The 18060-nt window shown below is 43.2% G+C and carries 18 protein-coding genes; 10 read left to right on the forward strand and 8 right to left on the reverse strand.

The genetic code is table 11. The annotated features are described in order from the left end of the window. The first annotated feature begins 3 nt into the window (after positions 1–3). Together ACLI1A_RS00150 and ACLI1A_RS00155 are read left to right on the forward strand one after the other, a co-directional pair. Positions 4–393 (forward strand): HIT family protein, encoded by a 390-nt coding sequence (locus ACLI1A_RS00150; protein WP_411404834.1) that lies wholly within the window; start codon positions 4–6, stop codon positions 391–393. A 262-nt stretch (positions 394–655) separates the two neighbouring features. After that, the gene (locus ACLI1A_RS00155; RefSeq protein ID WP_411404836.1) at positions 656–1084 is read left to right on the forward strand and encodes a lipocalin family protein; all 429 of its coding nucleotides are present in this window, start codon (positions 656–658) and stop codon (positions 1082–1084) included. Positions 1085–1144: 60 nt separating this feature from the next. Here the strand turns inward: ACLI1A_RS00155 and ACLI1A_RS00160 are convergent, their stop codons facing one another. After that, complete coding sequence (locus ACLI1A_RS00160; RefSeq protein ID WP_411404838.1) at positions 1145–2290, reverse strand: sensor histidine kinase; 1146 nt, start codon at positions 2288–2290, stop codon at positions 1145–1147. 158 nt (positions 2291–2448) lie between these two features. On the opposite strand from ACLI1A_RS00160, the gene ACLI1A_RS00165 reads away from it, so the two are divergent. The 3 genes from ACLI1A_RS00165 to ACLI1A_RS00175 all read left to right on the forward strand — a co-directional run bounded on the left by ACLI1A_RS00165 (position 2449) and on the right by ACLI1A_RS00175 (position 4751). Next, positions 2449–3330, forward strand: a complete 882-nt coding sequence (locus ACLI1A_RS00165) for a flavin reductase family protein (RefSeq protein ID WP_411404840.1) — start codon at positions 2449–2451, stop codon at positions 3328–3330. 58 nt (positions 3331–3388) lie between these two features. After that, positions 3389–3973, forward strand: coding sequence for a DUF3127 domain-containing protein (locus ACLI1A_RS00170; protein ID WP_411404842.1), 585 nt, complete (start codon positions 3389–3391; stop codon positions 3971–3973). Between the two features lie 169 nt (positions 3974–4142). Next, the gene (locus ACLI1A_RS00175; protein WP_411404844.1) at positions 4143–4751 is read left to right on the forward strand and encodes a heavy-metal-associated domain-containing protein; all 609 of its coding nucleotides are present in this window, start codon (positions 4143–4145) and stop codon (positions 4749–4751) included. 226 nt (positions 4752–4977) lie between these two features. Here ACLI1A_RS00175 and gldD read toward each other — a convergent pair whose 3' ends face one another. The 4 genes from gldD to mutY are packed head-to-tail and all read right to left on the reverse strand — an operon-like array spanning position 4978 to position 8386. Continuing rightward, positions 4978–5550, reverse strand: coding sequence for a gliding motility lipoprotein GldD (gene gldD, locus ACLI1A_RS00180; protein ID WP_411404846.1), 573 nt, complete (start codon positions 5548–5550; stop codon positions 4978–4980). After that, positions 5534–6832 carry a gliding motility-associated protein GldE gene (gene gldE / locus ACLI1A_RS00185; protein WP_411404848.1) on the reverse strand — a complete coding sequence of 433 codons (1299 nt, stop codon included), beginning with the start codon at positions 6830–6832 and terminating at the stop codon, positions 5534–5536. The genes gldD and gldE overlap by 17 nt, the downstream gene beginning before the upstream one ends. A 22-nt stretch (positions 6833–6854) precedes the next feature. Next, positions 6855–7295: a single-stranded DNA-binding protein gene (locus tag ACLI1A_RS00190; protein WP_411404850.1), complete on the reverse strand. Its 441-nt coding sequence runs from the start codon at positions 7293–7295 to the stop codon at positions 6855–6857. A gap of 50 nt (positions 7296–7345) precedes the next feature. Continuing rightward, positions 7346–8386: an A/G-specific adenine glycosylase gene (mutY, locus tag ACLI1A_RS00195; RefSeq protein WP_411404852.1), complete on the reverse strand. Its 1041-nt coding sequence runs from the start codon at positions 8384–8386 to the stop codon at positions 7346–7348. Positions 8387–8493: 107 nt separating this feature from the next. Between mutY and ACLI1A_RS00200 the strand changes: the two genes are divergently transcribed. The 5 genes from ACLI1A_RS00200 to ACLI1A_RS00220 all read left to right on the forward strand — a co-directional run bounded on the left by ACLI1A_RS00200 (position 8494) and on the right by ACLI1A_RS00220 (position 14176). Then, positions 8494–8814 carry an HU family DNA-binding protein gene (locus ACLI1A_RS00200; RefSeq protein WP_411405632.1) on the forward strand — a complete coding sequence of 107 codons (321 nt, stop codon included), beginning with the start codon at positions 8494–8496 and terminating at the stop codon, positions 8812–8814. 499 nt (positions 8815–9313) lie between these two features. Further along, a complete protein-coding gene (locus ACLI1A_RS00205; RefSeq protein ID WP_411405634.1) occupies positions 9314–10858 on the forward strand; it encodes an Rne/Rng family ribonuclease in 1545 nt (514 codons plus the stop codon). A 202-nt stretch (positions 10859–11060) separates the two neighbouring features. Continuing rightward, positions 11061–12089 carry a DUF6438 domain-containing protein gene (locus ACLI1A_RS00210; protein WP_411404854.1) on the forward strand — a complete coding sequence of 343 codons (1029 nt, stop codon included), beginning with the start codon at positions 11061–11063 and terminating at the stop codon, positions 12087–12089. Positions 12090–12186: 97 nt separating this feature from the next. Next, complete coding sequence (locus tag ACLI1A_RS00215; protein ID WP_411404856.1) at positions 12187–13008, forward strand: SDR family oxidoreductase; 822 nt, start codon at positions 12187–12189, stop codon at positions 13006–13008. 271 nt (positions 13009–13279) lie between these two features. Beyond that, complete coding sequence (locus ACLI1A_RS00220) at positions 13280–14176, forward strand: helix-turn-helix domain-containing protein (RefSeq protein WP_411404858.1); 897 nt, start codon at positions 13280–13282, stop codon at positions 14174–14176. 398 nt (positions 14177–14574) lie between these two features. On the opposite strand, the gene ACLI1A_RS00225 is transcribed toward ACLI1A_RS00220, so the two are convergent. The 3 genes from ACLI1A_RS00225 to ACLI1A_RS00235 all read right to left on the reverse strand — a co-directional run bounded on the left by ACLI1A_RS00225 (position 14575) and on the right by ACLI1A_RS00235 (position 17920). Then, positions 14575–16398 (reverse strand): tetratricopeptide repeat protein, encoded by a 1824-nt coding sequence (locus ACLI1A_RS00225; protein WP_411404860.1) that lies wholly within the window; start codon positions 16396–16398, stop codon positions 14575–14577. Positions 16399–16491: 93 nt separating this feature from the next. Beyond that, positions 16492–16974 (reverse strand): regulatory protein RecX, encoded by a 483-nt coding sequence (locus ACLI1A_RS00230; RefSeq protein WP_411404862.1) that lies wholly within the window; start codon positions 16972–16974, stop codon positions 16492–16494. A 64-nt stretch (positions 16975–17038) separates the two neighbouring features. After that, complete coding sequence (locus ACLI1A_RS00235) at positions 17039–17920, reverse strand: cupin-like domain-containing protein (RefSeq protein ID WP_411404864.1); 882 nt, start codon at positions 17918–17920, stop codon at positions 17039–17041. Between the last annotated feature and the right edge of the window lie 140 nt (positions 17921–18060).

Raw genomic sequence — 18060 nt, forward strand, 5'->3', positions numbered from 1 at the left:
TCCATGAGCTCTATATTTACCAAAATAGTAAACGGCGAAATACCAGCTTATAAAATAGCTGAGGACGACAGGTATCTTGCATTTTTAGATGTAAACCCAAATGCAAAAGGGCACACCCTGTGCATACCTAAGCAGGAGGTAAACAAGATATTTGACATGGAAGAAGACCACTACCTGGGCCTGATGCAGTTTAGCCGCAAGGTAGCCATAGCGCTGGAAAAGGCTGTGCCGTGCAAAAGGGTAGGGGTAGCAGTAGTGGGGCTTGAGGTTCCGCATGTACACGTACACCTTATTCCGCTGAATACTATGGACGAAATGCGTTTTATAGATAAGGTAAAATTAGAAAAAGAAGAGTTTGAGTCGCTTGCAAAAGCGATTGCCGAAAAATTATAACCTTCTTGTTGAGATATTCATAAAAAGCCGGGCATGCCCGGTTTTTTTTATTTAAAAATTTTGTGGTTTTTGCCGAAAATCTATCTTTGCAATGTTTTTATGACCAATTAACCATTTATTAACTTTTAAGACCAATACAACCAACCGTACACTGTTTTTTGTACAGCCAATTTTATTACGAAACTAAATAACCTTTTACCATGGCTTCTCGCTAATGGTACCGATAAATCTTTATTTTTTAACCAATTAATTATTAAACGAAATGAAAAAAGTTTTTGGACTTTTGGCAGTAGTTGCCCTTATGACTTCTTGTTCTGATGACGATTCATCTTCTGTAACAGTAAGCGAAGCTACACTTTCTACAGGTAAGTGGTATTACAGCAGCTCTAAGTATTCTGCTTTAGGACAAGGTGTAGACCAGGCTTACGAGCACCAGTGTGCTTCTTCTAAAGATTATATTATGTTTGCTGATGGCGTATTCTCAGACAGCTACCATGATTCTGGCTGTGATGAGTATGTCGATACAGCTGCGTACACAATCAGCGGTAAAACAGTTACAGTAGACTATGGCGACGGAGATACAGAAACGTACACTGTAACAGCTCTTAGTTCAACTAAGCTTGTTCTTGAGACTTCTTATACTGAGAGTGGTATGACAGTAAAATATACTGATACTTATACATCTAACTAATAAGATTAAAGTTGTTTATAGAAAAGTGCCGCACGGTTTTACCGGCGGCACTTTTTGCTTTTATACCTTTTGCATGCTTACCTGCATGGTGGTGCCTTTGCCTACTTCGCTAAAGGCTACTTTTATGCGTCCGTTGTGGTATTCTTCCACGATACGCTTGGTTAACGAAAGCCCAAGCCCCCAGCCACGCCTTTTGGTGGTAAAGCCGGGCTCAAACACCTTGCGGAACTGCGATTTCGGAATGCCTTTTCCGGTATCGGTTACTTTTATTTTTACATACTTTTCGCTCTCAAAAATATTCACGCTCAGGTTGCCTTTGCCTTTCATGGCGTCTATGGCATTTTTCACCAGGTTTTCTACCGTCCAGCTGTGCAGCTCCGGGTTTAGCATTACCATAACCGGGTGGTTTGGTGCATTAAAGCTAAATTCTACCTGGCGGCTGGCCCGGCTTTTCAGGTATTGGAACGATTTTTCGGTTTCGGCTACTATGTCGCGTTGTTCCAGTATGGGTTCGCTGCCTATTTTGCTAAAACGGTCGGCTATGGTTTGCAGGCGCATTACGTCTTTTTCCACTTCGGTTACGGTGGTTTCATCTACATTGTCGGCACGCATTATTTCTATCCACCCCAGTAACGATGATAGCGGAGTGCCTATTTGGTGGGCGGTTTCCTTAGCCATACCTGCCCATAGCCTGTTTTGTGCCCCGGCCTTAGTGGCGCGGTAAAAGTTAAATACCACAGCCCCGAATAGCACAATAATAGTTACTAGGGCAAAAGGGTAGTATCGTAATAGATTGAGTAATGTAGAGTCGCCATAGTATATAATCTGGTCTGAATCTTTAAGATAAATTGGAGGGTTTTGGTTTTTAAAATCCTCAATGTATTCTAATGCCTTTTTTTTGTCTTTTTCAATATTCTCAATGATGTTGATGGTTTGTATAGAGCTTTGATTCTTGTTTGTGAGTATAATAGGTATGGTGGACGCGCTATACTGTAATGTAAGCTGAGGTAGTGTAAGGTCGTCGGTTAAAGGGTCGGCATTATTTATGGTTTGTATAGATGTAGCGTAAAGCTCCATTTTGTTGCGCTCTTCGTCTTTAAAAATCTGAAACAGGTAATAGGTGTTCCATACTATAAACAGTACTATAAAACAAGATACTGCAATAATCATCCAGCGGGTAAAGGTCCTTTTGTCGGAAATCTGCATACAAATTTATTTTCGCCTTAAAGATAGTAAAACTAAGCGGGCTAAGGCATCTGCTGTTACAACGCTTTTTTAGGGCAGGATATTTTATTAACAACCTTTGCCCAACCTGAAATTGGTACGGTATAAAAAGTATCTTTGCTTAAACAACAAACACACTAATGCTTACCATAGACCCGAAAGAAATGCCCACGCCTAAGCTGCACGGATACCTGCAAAGCTCGGTGGGGCCCAGGCCTATAGCGCTGGCCAGTACAGTAGATGCCGACGGAGTGCCGAATGTTTCGCCCTTCAGCTTCTTTAACCTGTTTAGCACAAACCCGCCCATACTTATTTTTTCGCCATCGCGCAGGGTAAGGGACAATACAATAAAGCATACCCTTATTAATGCACAGCTGAATAAGGAAGTGGTAATAAATGTGGTGAATTATAACATGGTACAGCAAACATCATTAAGCAGTACCGAGTATGCCGAGGGGGTAAACGAGTTTGTAAAAGCTGGGTTTACCATGGAACCGTCTGAGGTGGTAAAGCCGCCGCGTGTAAAGGAAGCCCCGGTACAGTTTGAATGCCGCGTAAACGATATTATAGCGCTGGGCGACGGCGGTGGTGCCGGTAACCTGGTAATATGCGAAGTGCTGAAAATGCACATTAGTGAAGAAATTTTAGACGAAGCAGGTAATATAGACCAACATAAAATAGACCTGGTATCGCGCCTGGGTGCCAACTGGTATTCACGTAGTAACGAGGGGCTTTTTGAGGTAGAAAAACCGCTTACCACACTGGGTATAGGCGTAGATGCCATACCTGATTTTATAAAGCAAAGCACCGTTTTTAGCGGTAACGATATGGGTAAGCTGGGTAACGTACAGGCATTGCCTACTGCCGAAGAAATAGCTACATTTGTAGAAGGCAGCTTTGAGGCTAAAGCGCTTTTAAGTGCTGATGATGAGGAGAAAAAACTACGCCGCGCCAAGGAATACCTTGACGAAAACGAGGTGACAACGGCCTGGAAACTGTTGCTGGCTAAGGCGAAATTATAAGAAACAATTTTTAATAGTAACGATGGCTGCCCGCAGAGGCAGAAAAAAAACAAAGATTATGGAAGTAACAGGAAGGATCAAAATGATCGACGAAACCAAGGCGTTTGGTGCAAATGGTTTCAGGAAGAGGGAAGTGGTAATAACTACCGATGAGCAGTACCCGCAACACATACTGATAGAGTTTACACAGGACAAATGCGACCTGCTGAACACCTACCAGATAGGTGAGCCGGTAAGGGTTTCCATAAACTTAAGGGGTCGCGAATGGGTAACCCCACAAGGAGAAACAAGGTATTTTAACTCTATACAGGGTTGGAGGATAGAAAAAGGTGGCGATGCCCCTCAGCAAGGGTACGGCGCTCCGCAGGGCTATGGTGCGCCTCAGGGTTACGGTGCTCCGCAGGGTGGTTATGGCCAGCCGCAGCAAGGTTACGGTCAGCCACAACAGGGCTATGGTGCTCCGCAGCAGGGTTATGGCCAGCCACAACAAGGTTACGGCCAGCCTCAGCAGGGTTATGGTGCTCCGCAGCAAGGTGGTTTTAACCAGCCTCAGCAGGGTTTCCAGCAGCCGGCTACGCCACGCGATGCTTTTGAACCTGCTACAAACTACAACGAGCAGGAGCACGACGATCTTCCGTTCTAAGATACAAACGCAGAATTTTATACAAAAGCCCATACTGTTTAGTGCAGCATGGGCTTTCCTTTAGGATATTAACACAAAAAAATGACGCATATCATGTGTTGTAAATTGTGTTTTAGTTACATTTGTGTCCTAACTGTTTCGATTTACAATAATTAAAAACACAGACTATATGAATTTTGCAAAGAAACTTTCGATAGCAGCCGTTGCTGCGCTTGTTTTTGCAAGCTGTAAAGATACTGCCAAAACTGAGGCTACTGCCGCTAACGACGAGGCTGCTGCAACCGAAACCAAAGCCGTAGCTGCTAACATGGAAACTACTACGTTTAAAATAGATGGTATGACCTGCCCTGAAGGTTGCGCTAAAACCATAGAAAGCAAACTTGGTGGCATGGAAGGCGTGGAAAACGCTAAGGTGGATTTTGACAGCAAAACTGCTACCATTTCTTTTGACCCTGCTAAGCAGACTCCGGAGAAGTTTGTAGAAACCGTAGAAAAAATTGCCGATGGTGCTTATAAGGTTTCTGATGTAAAATCATCTGGAGACAAAGCGTACTACGATGCTTCGGCATACGATAAAGGCAAGAAGAAAAAAGCTGCCGCTAAAACCACTGCTGCTAAAAAAGATGCTAAAGCTGCGCCATCATGCTGCGCTGCACATGCAGATGATAAAGCTGCTGCCGATGCTAAACCTGCCACAGGTGAAAAGAAAGCCGGATGCTGCTCTGCCGGTGCAGATAAAAAAGCATCTTGCCACAGCGAAAAAGGCGGTAACCTTTAATAGCAAAATAAGCAATATTACATACAAACAAAAAGCAGCCTTAGGCTGCTTTTGTTGTTTTATAACGATAATGAATTTTAAGTGTAAATCTGTATAACCCTGTTGACTCTTTGTAGCTGCTTTGTGTACACTTTGTATACATAAAGTATACGCTTTGTATACGCATTGTAAACGGGGGTGTTAACCCTTTTTAATCAAAAAAGCTCAACTTTAAAACTTAAATTTATTACTGCCTCCAGTGCAGGGTTTCCATAAGGTTTCGCATGTCTTCTTTTATGTAAGCAGCTGCCGGCATCACCGAATCGTAGTTTGGCTTGGCATAAAAGTACAACGAAGCCGTAAGGAAATGACGGGTACTGTCTGTTACGTAAAACTGGGCGTTTGTAGCCGCATCGCCACCCACCTGAGAGAACATACCGAATACTTTAGCGTGTTCATTTACAAATGGTTGTGCGTTTATGTTGTCGGCTTTAATCACGTGGTCATACGTAAGTTTTTCGGCATCGCGCAGCAGTAGCGGCAGGTTGTTGTTTACGGGCTTGTAGGTAAGGTATACCGTAGCCTTCATTTTAGGATATTCCAGGGTTAGGTTGCAGTTACCCTGCTCTTTTACAGTAGCAAAAGAGTTGTAGTCGAACACAAACGGGCATCCTGATTCATAGTGTTTTAGCGTTCCCAGCTGGTAGTCCAGCCTTAAAAAAGCTTCGGGTTTTGGCTTCGGGTCTTCCCCGCAGCCGGTAAGCAATAGCCCGCTAAGGCCTAGTAATATTGATGCTAAAAGCTTATGTGTGCGTTTCATGCAGCGTAACCTTAATTTGTTTTATCCGCCTGTTATCTACAGATTCGACGGTAAAGATATTGCCATTAAAATTAATTTCCTGTCCCTTTTCCGGAAAATTACCGTTTAGGTCTACTAAAAATCCTCCCAGGGTATCGGCTTCGCTTTCGGTATCTTCAAATGCTTCCTCGTCCAGGCCGGTAATACGGTAGAAATCCTTTAGTCCCACCTTGCCGTCAAATAAGAAGTTGCGTTCGTCTATGCGGCTGTATATAATATCCTCATCATCAAACTCGTCGCTTATATCGCCTACAATTTCCTCCAGTATGTCCTCCAGGGTTATAATGCCTGAGGTTCCGCCGTACTCGTCCACTACCACAGCCAGGTGGCTTTTCATGTTTTGGAACTCCTTAAGCAGGTTGTCCAGCATTTTGCTCTCGGGTATGTAGTAGGGCTCGCGTAGTATCTTCTGCCATTCAAAGTTTTCCTGGTTAATGTAGGGCAGCAGGTCTTTAACGTACAATACTCCTTTTATAGTATCTATGTCCTCTTTGTATACCGGTATTCGCGAAAAGCCAGCTTCAGTAATTTTGGCTAATACCTCGCTATACGGGCTGTTTATGTCCAGCGCAAAAACATCTATGCGTGGGGTCATTACCTGTTTTACATCGGTACTGCCAAAGCTTACAATGCCTTCCAGTATTTTTTGTTCTTCCTGGTTAGCATCGCCATAATCAGTAAGCTCCAGGGCTTGTGACAGGCGGTCTACATCCAGTTCTGATTGCGGAGGAGTTATCTTTTTGTTGAGCCATAGCGTAATGTTTCGCATGGGGGTGCTTATTGGGGTAAGCACCTTGTCTAATACAAAGAGCGGATAAGCTATGCGCGACGCAAATATGCGGCTGTTTCGGGCGGCGTATACCTTGGGCAGCACTTCGCCAAATAGCAGTATAAGTATGGTAATTATGGCTACTTCCAGCACAAAGCGAAGGCTGGGCAGCGGTACGCCCGAAAGGCAGTCCATCCTGAAAAAATACAGGATAACCGAAAGGTTAATAAAAGCGTTTGTTATAACTATGGTAGCCAGTAGTTTTTTTGGTTTTTCCAGTAGTGTGGCTATAAGCGAACCCTGGCGCGGGCTGCGCTGTTTTATACTGTTAAGGTCGTCTGCAGAAAGTGAAAACAGTGCTACCTCTGTGCCGCTGATTATGGCCGAGCAAAAAAGCAGCAATACTATGCCGGTAAAGCCTGTAACAAGGCTGTAGTCTATACTTAATATGCTCGTGGGGCCGGGGTCGTCCAAAATATGGGGTATTGGTTATACATTAAAAAGGCAAATCGTCGTTTTCGGGCATTGCAGGCATATCGTAGGCAGGGCGGGCTTCGGCAGTATGTGGCTGCTGGTTTGCCTTGGCAGGATCGTACTCTTTCTTGGTGGTAAGGAACGTAAACTCGGTCACCTGAATTTCGGTGGTGTACTTTGTTGTACCGTCTTCTCCCTGCCACTGGCGCGATTTTATGCGGCCCTCTATATATATCTTGTCGCCTTTGCTCAGGTACTTTTCACAAATTTCGGCAGCCTTGTTGCGTACTACCAGGTTGTGCCATTCGGTACTGGTAATGCGCTCATTGGTCTGCTTATTAATGTATACCTCATTAGTGGCCAGCGGAAAACGCCCTATGCAGTTGCCGCCTTCAAAATAGTGCAGCTTTACGTCGTCGCCCAGGTGGCCTATGAGCATTACTTTATTTAAGGTGCCGTTCATTTGCTGTTGTTTTTATTTTCGGGTAAACCCAAATATACTAAAATAAAGCTTCAGTACCAATGCCTTACTGCAAAATTATGCAGCACTATGGGTAGTGGGGTGCTTTTAAGTTGCTCAGGGTCAATGCTTCCCGGCAGGTTTTGTGGTGTGCTTACTTCCCAAAAGCGTATGTGCAGCTTTTGGTGCGACAGCTTGTGTATTACCGGGTCGGTATTCAGAAGGGTAATGTTTTTTGGCTCAAAGCCAAGTTTGTCGAACCCCTTTATTAGTGCTGTTGTTTCGGCTTCATCAGTAAGGGTTTCGGTTTCCAGCAGCGGAAACTCGTACAGCCCGTGCCATATACCTTTTTCGCTGCGGCGATTTATTAAAAGGCGGTTTGCGGCATCCTTTACTATAATATAGTTAAAGTAACGATTGGTTACTTTTTGCTTTTTCAGTTTTATGGGGAGTTCGCCCACGCGGCCGGTAGCGTGTGCTATGCACTCCTTATTAAGGGGGCAAACGGTACAGTCGGGGTTTTTTGGTACGCATTGCAGTGCGCCAAACTCCATCATGGCCTGGTTAAACTCGCTTGCCTGCCCGGTGGGCATGTGGGCTGCGGCTATGGCGGCAAACTCTTTTTTAGCCCCCGGCGAAGATATATCTGTAGTAATGCCAAAGTAGCGGCTGAGTACACGGTACACGTTTCCGTCTACCACCGGTACGGCCTCTCCGTAGCATATAGATGCTATGGCTGCGGCGGTATATTCGCCCACACCTTTCAGGTTTAACAGCCCTGAATAGCTGTCCGGGAAAGTTCCGCCCATGTTGTGGGCTACAATTTTTGCGGTTGCATGCAGGTTTCGGGCACGGCTGTAGTAGCCTAATCCCTGCCATAAATGTAATACCTTTTCTTCGGGTGCATTGGCTAAATCTGACACCGTTGGGAAGGCTTCTGTGAATTTCAGGAAATACGGAAGTCCTTGTGCTACACGGGTTTGCTGTAGCATAATTTCGGATAACCATACCGGGTATGGGTGGGGTGTTTTGCGCCAGGGCAGGCTGCGCCTGTTTTGCAAATACCAGTCTATTAATAACTTAGAAAATGTCATTGTTATGCGATGGTTTGCAAAATTAAAAGTTTATGTTATTAAATTTTAATAGATTACCTTGAATAATTGTTTTTTTAATTGTTATATTTGCACACTCAAAAAAATACATACAATATAAATTCTTAGAAAAAATGACGAAAGCAGACATCGTAGCGAAAATTTCTGAAAAACTTGGACTTGAGAAAGGTGATGTTCAAGCAACAGTTGAGTCGTTCATGGAAGAAGTGAAGAGCTCACTTGAGACCGGAGATAACGTTTACCTTAGGGGTTTTGGTAGCTTCATCATCAAAACACGTGCTGAAAAAACAGGAAGGAACATTTCCAAAAATACTACAATAAAAATACCTGCTCACAACATCCCTGCATTTAAACCTGCTAAGATATTTGTAGACGGTGTTAAAACGAACACTGAAGTAAAAGCAAACTAATTTATTAACCACAAACACCTTTGACAATATGCCAAGTGGTAAAAAAAGAAAAAGACATAAGGTAGCTACTCACAAACGTAAAAAAAGAGCGAGAGCTAACCGTCACAAAAAGAAAAAGTAGTGTAAACTACTTTTTTCTATTTTAGACCATAAGATGATGGATAAGAGACAACAGACTTTTTGGCTGTGCCAAAAAAAGCGCAAACCAAGTTGTCTTTTCGTCTATTATCTATTATCTTTAGGTCTTAATGAAAGTTCATTGAAAAAAGATTTCAGATTTCAGAGTTCAGAATTCGGAATTAGCTTCACTCGGGCTGATTGCTGAAAGCTGAGGGCTGAAAACTAAATCGCCGGGTACAACAATTGCCTGTAAAACTAATTGTTTAATCCATCTGCATACAGTTAACAGTTAACAGTGTACAGTTTACAGTAGAGAAGTTTCCTAAACTGTGACCGTAAACTGTGAACCGTAAACTTAAAACAGATAAAAATGTACAGCGTGAACAAAGAACTGATTATCCGTTCGGGTTCTGAAGCCGTAGATTTTGCCTTATTAAAAGATGGAAAACTAATAGAATTACACAAAGAAAAGGAAGACAAAAGCCAGTTTAACGTAGGTGATATCTTTATTGCTAAGATACGCAAGCCCGTTCCGGGGCTAAACGCCGCCTTTGTAAACGTAGGGTTCGAAAAAGATGCATTTTTGCATTACCACGACCTGGGGCCAAATCTGCCTTCTTTGCTGAAATTCATTAAACTTGTAAGCGCAGGTAAACAAAAAGATTATTCTCTTAAAAATTTTCCTTTTGAACCGGAAATAGACAAGAACGGAGCCATAGCCGATGTGCTTAGTGCTAACCAAAGTGTTCTTGTACAGGTAGTAAAAGAGCCTATTAGTACTAAAGGCCCACGCATAAGCTCAGAGCTTTCGCTGGCCGGCCGCTATGTGGTACTGGTGCCTTTTAGCGACCGTATTTCCATTTCTCAGAAAATAGAGTCTAAAGAGGAAAAAGACAGGCTTAAGCGCCTCGTGCAGAGCATTAGGCCAAAAGGATTCGGCGTTATAGTACGTACTGTAGCCGAAGACAAAAAAGTAGCAGAGCTGGACAAAGACCTGCACAATCTGCTCGAAAAATGGACCGCCATGTGCAAGAGGCTACAGGGCGCCCATCATCCCAGCAAGGTACTGGGAGAAGTAAACAAAGTGTCGTCTATATTACGTGATGTGTTTAATGATACCTTTACGGGGATTTACACAGACGATGAAGACCTTTTTTACGCCACGAAGGACTATCTGCAGGAGATAGCCCCGCAAAAAGCAAATATCGTAAAGCTGTACCAAAACAAGGATTTGCCACTGTTTGAAAAATACAACATAGAAAGGCAGATAAAAACCTCGTTTGGAAAAACGGTATCCATGAGCAAAGGTGCGTACCTTATTATAGAACACACCGAAGCCCTGCACGTTATAGACGTAAACAGCGGCAACCGCTCTAACAAGGCACTAAGCCAGGAAGATACCGCCCTTGAAGTAAACCTTATAGCCGCCGCCGAAATAGCCAGGCAGCTACGACTAAGGGATATGGGAGGGATTATTGTGGTGGATTTCATAGATATGAACAACCCGGATAACCGCAAAAAACTGTTTGATTTCCTGAAACAGGAAATGAGCGACGATAAAGCTAAACATAAGATCCTGCCACCGAGTAAATTTGGCCTGATACAAATTACACGGCAAAGGGTGCGGCCTGAAGTAAAAATTAAAACCAGGGAAGAAAACCCTATGGGCAATGGGGAAATAGAAGCTCCGATACTGGTTATAGACAAAATAACGGCCGACCTAGAAAGACTTATACGGAACCACAAAAAGCTGGTGCTAAATGCCCACCCGTTTGTGGCCGCATACCTTACAAAAGGTTTTCCTTCCATTCGTGCAAAGTGGTTCATGGAGCACAAAAAATGGATAAAAGTAATACCACGTGACGCTTACACGTATTTAGAATACCATTTTTATGACAGCAAAGGAAACGCTGTTTCAGAATAACAAAAACCGCTCTTACTGTGTAAGGGCGGTTTTTTTGTTTCCGGTAGAGACGCATTGCATGCGTCTTCCATAACAGGATTAATAGTGTTGTGAGACGCATGCAATGCGTCTCTACGGTGGGCTGTACTTCGGTATTAATGTGATGTTTATACTAAAGCGTTGTGTTTTAAAGTTATTATATTCGTACACAAAACCGACCGATATGAGATACTTCTTTTTTGTTTTATTGTTGTTGCTGTTTTCCTGTAAGAAAGATGAACAGTCTGCAAACTATAAACATGTTAAACATATATCCAGTATTGTGGATAGCCTTAAAACAAACGCTCAGGTAAAAGAATACTTGGCTACTAAGGTAGATACTAACCTCAGGGGGTTTGATATGCCTCCGTTAGACCAGATGGGTATTACTCCTTTTGGAGGCAAGAATGACAGTATATTCCGTTCGTCTTTTAAAAAATATGGTGTTACACGTAATTTTTATAAAGCTGATTTCGATAATAACGGTTATACTGATATGCTTTTATTAGGAGGATATGGTAACTCGTATTCTTCTTTCGTTGTTATGAATAATGGCAATAGTGATCCAAAAGTACACTTAATGGGAGCGTTCGATTATCTTTTTATCCCAAAACTAATTTACAGAAAAGGGAATCCGCTTATAGAAATACATGGAGAGAAACCTGACTTTAGCAAAAAGAAAATTTCATTTAAACAGTTTCATGACACATTACATTGGGAAAATATCGGTTTTGCAGGGGAGAACCAAAATCCGAAAGAATATAAAATTGAAAAGATTCAATTTGTTGAAGGAGGCTGTTTTGGAACATGTCCGGTTTTTGAAATACATATAGATGATAAGGGAAAAGCTTTTTTCTTTGCTGAGTTTTATAATTTTAGTCATGATCATTGGGCCAAGCCTGAAGACAAGGTTTTTGTAACTACCCTTGGTAATAAAACCTATAACGAAATAAAGTCATTCTTAAATTATATTGATTTCCCTACACTGCAAAGCAATTATACAGTTTTTCATACTGATGATGCCACTTGCGATTTAATAGTTACTTATGATGGAGGTAAAGTAAAAAAAATCAGTGATTACGGAATGTTAGGCTCTCACGAACTTGTAGCTTTATATCAATATTTCCGTGACCTCCGCTTTAACCAAAAATGGATAGAAACCCAGGAACCAAAAGGAATGCGGATTAATACGTGGATGAAAGACATGGAGTAGCCCCGCACTTTTGTATAACCATTCCGCGCTTTTGTATAAGTCGGCAGGCGTACCCTCGTCCTACCTTTGTCATGTAACATTTAAAAACAAAGTACTCATGTCAAAGACAATATTTATTACAGGAGCATCAAGAGGATTTGGTAAACTATGGGCAGAAGCTTTTTTAAAACGCGGCGATAAAGTAGTAGCTACCGCACGCAACACAGACTCTCTGGCCGACCTTGTAGCCACTTATGGCGACAACATTCTACCCCTACAACTTGATGTAAACAATCGCGCCGACAGCTTTGCAGCCGTGGCCAAAGCCAAAGGGCACTTTGGTACTATAGACGTGCTTATAAACAATGCCGGGTATGGCCTGTTTGGCTCAATCGAGGAAACCAGCGAAGCCGATGCCCGCCAGCAGATAGAAACCAACGTATTTGGCCTGCTTTGGGTTACCCAGGCTGCGCTGCCCATTATGAGGGAGCAAGGCCACGGGCACATTATACAGGTAAGCAGTGTGCTGGGTATTGTTACCCTACCGTTACTGGGTATTTACAACGCATCTAAATGGGCTGTAGAGGCCATTAGCGAGTCGCTGGTGCAGGAAGTAAAACCATTTGGTATCAATGTGTCGCTTATAGAGCCTAACGGCTATGCTACCGACTGGGCTGGTGCCAGCGCTACACAAAGCGAACCTATAGCCGCATACGACGAACACCGTAAATCATTTGGTGAGGCCAGCAGCCAGGAAGGCTTCTTTGGCGATCCTGCCGCTACATCTGATGCCGTGCTGAAACTGGTAGATGCAGAGAACCCTCCGCTACGTTTATTCCTTGGTAAGCACACCCTGCCTTGGGCAAAACAGGTGTACGCCGACCGTATAGCCGAATGGGAAGCCTGGAATGATGTTGCCGTTGCAGCCCACGGTGCATAATACGCATTGTATTTTTCCATAACTTTATAGGGCTTTTCCATGTCGGCCGGAGCTTTGCGCAGTGGAGACATCTCTTTTGGAGATTCCTCAATTTCGTTACACTTCATTCGGAATGGAAGAGCCTTTTCCATGCCGGCCGGAGCTTTGCGAAGTGGAGACATCTCTTTTGGAGATTCCTCAATTTCGCTACACTTCATTCGGAATGGAAGAGCCTTTTCCATGTCGACCGGAGTGCAACGCAGTGGAGACATCTCATATATTTTTAATTACCATGAAACACTATAAAAGCATTATAGAACTAAGCCGCGATACCGGCTGCCCGCCACCCGAAAACCCTATGCTGGGGCTTATACTATGCGAAAGGCTGGTGGACTGTAAAATAGGCGAAGGCGCGTTTACTACCGACTTTTACACCATAATGTTTAAGAAGATGAAAGCAGGCGTTATTAGTTACGGGCGTACCAAATACGACCATGAAAACGGTTCGCTTATGTTTATAAAACCCAACCAGATTGTAGAGATTAAAGACCTGGAACTGGAGGAAAAAGGGTTTATCATTTACATTCACCAGGATTACCTTAACGGGCATGGCCTGCATGAGGAAATTAAGAAATACAGTTTTTTCGACTACGAAACCAATGAAGCGCTGCACCTTTCGCCGCGCGAAGAGGAAATTATATGGGAACTGTATTTTAAAATTGAGGATGAAAACAACGGCAATCAGGACGAATACACCCGCGAAATCATCCTTACGCACATCGACTCTATACTGAAGTATTCGCAGCGTTTTTACAAGCGGCAGTTCCTTAACCGTACCGAAATGTCGGGTGTTACAGTATCAAGGTTTAACAAGCTACTGGCGCATTACCTGGAAAGGGGCGTGCTGAGCAAAGACGGACTGCCTACAGTAAAAGCTATGGCCGACGCGCTGAATACTTCTGCTCGCTACCTGAGCGACCTGCTGCGGCAGGAAACCGGAAAAACCGCGCTGGAACTGATACATATTTTCCTGATAGGGGAGGCTAAGAACCTGCTTCAGGAGCCTGATAAAACCATAGCCGAAACGGCCTATACCCTCGGCTTTGAAAATCCGCCGTATTTTACCCGCCTGTTTAAAAAGGAAACAGGGTTTACACCTGCGGAATACAGGAAACAATTGCTGAATTAATGTTGTGGTTTTTTCCATTTGCTTCGCCTGTTCGGGTCATCCCCTCGGGTAGGGCGTAGCATCGGCGGAATGTAGAAATCTCATGTTAAAAGAGTTTTGATAAGATTTAACACCTTTCAATGAGAGGGTATTAACCCATCGTCAGCTCCGGAGGAGCGGCATGTCTTTAGTAAAAATGAATGATTTGGCAAGAAAAGGAGTTCCGGAGGAACGGTATATAATCATATAAATATGCCGCTCCTCCGGAGCTTTGCTTACCATGGACTGTTAATAGCTATAGATATGCCACCCCTCCGGGGTTTACTAACATACAAAACTAAGGTTTTGAACATTTATAGCCGTGACCCGAAAAAGCGACGTAAATGAAATTTTAGGATTGTTCCCTAAAGAAAAGCAATTTACATTTCTGTAAGCATCTTCTCAAAATCAGCATCGTCATGGATTTCCATTTTTTTCTTGATGCGGTATTTTTTGGTGATTACGCTTTCGTGCGAAATTTGCAGTAACGATGCTATTTCCTTGTTGCTCAGGTTCAGCTTTAGCAATGAACAGAATTCAATATCATTCTTGGTGAGTTTGCCGAAACGGTTTTGCAGCGAGGTGCCAAATTCAGGGTGCAGGTGGTTAAAGCGGGTTTCAAACTGTTTCCAGTAATCTTCCTGCTTAGATAGTAACTGTAGCTCTTTTTTCAGGTCGCCCACGCGGCTTATTTCGCCTGTATTACATTTGTCTATAATCTGGTTCAGGCTATCCTGAAAATTAGCCATACGCAGCGCTGTACTGGTTAGTTCGCGCTGTTTTTCGTCTATCACGTCCTTTTGTGCATTGGTCAGTTCCTGTTCGTGCAGGTGCTGGCGGGCTATCATTTCTTTTTCGCCCTCCAGGTTTTTCAGTTTTTCTTTTTGCAGCCTGTTTTGCAGCCAGTAACTGCGCAGTGCCAATGAAATAAGTACAATAAGCAGTCCGCCCGCTATAAGGTACACCCATAGCCCAATGCGTAATGATTTGTTAGTGGCCTCAAGGGTGTTGTTTTTTTCCCTTTGTACCTCAGTCTGAAACTTAGCCTGCATTTCGTGTATGGTTTCCTGCTGGCTGGCGCTTTCAAGCGAGTCTTTAATGGTAATGGTTTCCTGGTAGGCTGCTACGGCCTTATCGGTGTTTTTTGTACCGGTGTAGGTGTCGGCTACCGCTTTTTTATAAATAATACGGTCATCGGCATTACTTTCTTCAAACAGTTTCAGGGGTTCCACGCGGTTTATTACCTCCAGGGCTTTTTTATATTCCCCGTGTTTGTTTAGTATACCTATGTACTCGCCTGCTATACGTACCACCCGGTTAGACCCCGATGCTATAAGCAGGTCGGTAGCTTTTTGGTACGCCTCCACAGCCTTATTGTGGTGGTTTAGCCATTCTTCGGCGTTGCCCAGTTTTGCCAGGGTTATGCCCAGTATGGTTTTGTCGCCAAAGCTTTCCATACCCTTTATAGACTCCTGCAGGGCGGTTATGGCTTCGTTTAAGCGGTCTTCGTGTATGTAGGCTTCGGCCAGGTTACCCAGTGTAAGGTAGTAGTTTTTCATTTGCCCAAGCTCTTTAAAAGCAGAAAGGCAATCATTGTACAGGTCTATGGCAAAAGTGAAGTTGCGCTGTGCCAAATAGGTGTTGGCCAGTTTTTGTTGCAGTGCCGGCAGCTTTTCCCTGTTTTTCTCTTTCTTCAGGATGTCTATGGCCATTACCAGGTGCTTAACCGATTTGTCGTACTCGCCTTTAGTGTTGTATACGCTGCCTATTTCTCCATAGTCTACAGCTATGCCTATGTTGTTTTTTATTCGGCGGTTAATTTCCAGTGCCTGGTTAAGGTAGCTTAGTGCAGTGTCAAATTCGGCCTTGTTACGATAACCTACACCAAGGGGTATAAGGCTCCCTGCTTTTTTTTCGGGGTAATCTTCAAGGTAGCTTATGGATTTTTTCTGGTAGTAAATAAGCGAGTCGTTATTGCCGCGCATGCCAAAGTAAATGCCATAAATATTGTACATGCTTCCATAAACGGTGTCATGGAGCACGGGTTTAGAAAGTACTTTTTTTACTATGGCCAGTGCGCTGTCGGGTTGTTTAAAAACAAGCCTTCGGGCGTCTTTTTCGGCTTTGGCTATGTCGCAGTGGGCATTTTGTGCGAAGCCTAAATGCATAACCAATGCTGCAATAATCAGGAGAATTTGCTTCATAGTTCCCGGAATTTTACCCAAGTGTGAAAACGGTTAAATTCGCGAAAGCCAATTTAACAAAATTTTATGATTTAAAAAATAAATATGCAGACTTTAAAGTTCTGAATTTAAACTATCAATTTTATCAAAAATTAATTGATTTTCATATCCTTTACGCATTAGCAGGTCGGCAAGCTTCTTCTTTTTTTTTGGTAACGAAGCCTCTTTTATCTTTTCCCACTGTGATTCGGCGAGCAAATTAAAGCTTTCAATGTACTCATCTTCGTTAATTTCCTTCAGGGCTTTGTCTATGTTGTATTTAGAAATACCCCTAAACTTCAGTTCCTGTACTATACGGCGGCGTCCCCAGTTTTTTATGCGCCATTTGCCACGGGCAAAACTACAAGCAAAACGTTCTTCGTTTAAAAAGCCGTGCTCTATAAGGTGGGCCATAATGTGGTCTATGGCCTGCGGTATCATGCGGAGGCTTTTTAGCTTTTGCAATACCTCATCGTGGCAGCGGTCCTGGTAGCTGCAATAATATTCCAGCTTACGGATAGCTTCTTCAACGGTATAAGATGTATGCCCTGTATCCATGGGGGTAAAGATAAAAAAAATCCCGCCGGGCGGGATTGTTGTACTGTGCAGTATTAGCGGTTTTTTAAACCGTTTCTACGGGCAGGTGCAGCCTTTTATGGGTGCGAATTACGGCTTCGCGGTTTTTGTAGTCTATCCATGCCTGGCCTTTTATACGGCGCATAAGGCTGTCAAAATAGCGCATTACCGTAACATTGTACGCAGCCTTAACAAGGTTTAGCGGCTTCCGCGGGAATGCTCTTAAACTCATGCTGAATCCCGGTGTTATATACTTCATGTAGTGCCAGTATCCTTCGGGCATGTACAGCATTTCGCCGTGTTTCAGTTCGCATACCAGTCCGTGTGCCTGTTTCAGTGCCGGCCATTTATCAAAATCGGGATTATCAAAATCAATGTCTTCCCTCGATATTAGCGCATGCGGCACCTTGTAAAGGAACGGCGTTTGATTCGGCTCAAACAAAATACAGCGTTTTACCCCATTAAAATGGAAGTGCAGTATGTTGCTGAAATCAATATCATAATGGATGAATACCTTACTGTTTTCGCCTCCAAAGAATAGCATGGGCAGTTGTTTTACCAACTTTAGTCCCATATTGGGCCACCTAAAATCATCTTTAAGCGCCGGTACTTCTTTCATCAGGTTGTAAAGAAAAATGCGGTAGTTAGTAGGCTTGCTGTTCAGCAGGTCTATGTAGTCGGCCATTTTCATTTTGGCATGAGCCTCATTAAAACCATCCTTGTGCGAAACGGGCCTGTCATCGTATAGCGGAACCGTTTTATCTCCGGCAAGGTTTTTAATATATTGCAGTTTCCACTTTTCGTATGCGGGCCATTCTTTTGTGAGTTGCTCTATAACCAGTGGTTTCTGTTTTTTTACATAATTATTGTAAAAATCTTCTTTTGAAATAGTTTTTACGCGTTCTATTTCGGTAAGTTGTAGTGGCATATCAATCATCCTCAAGTACACTACAAAATTACTAAAGGGTTATGTTATCGTAAATATAACAAATATTAAAGTTATCTAAAAATTGAGGGTTCCCGGGCTAAGGTTCATCGACTGATAACGCCCTCCTGACGTGCTTTAAC

It is taken from the genome of Flavobacterium sp. RHBU_3 (assembly GCF_046613565.1).
In the GTDB taxonomy this organism is placed as follows: Bacteria; Bacteroidota; Bacteroidia; order Flavobacteriales; family Flavobacteriaceae; genus Flavobacterium.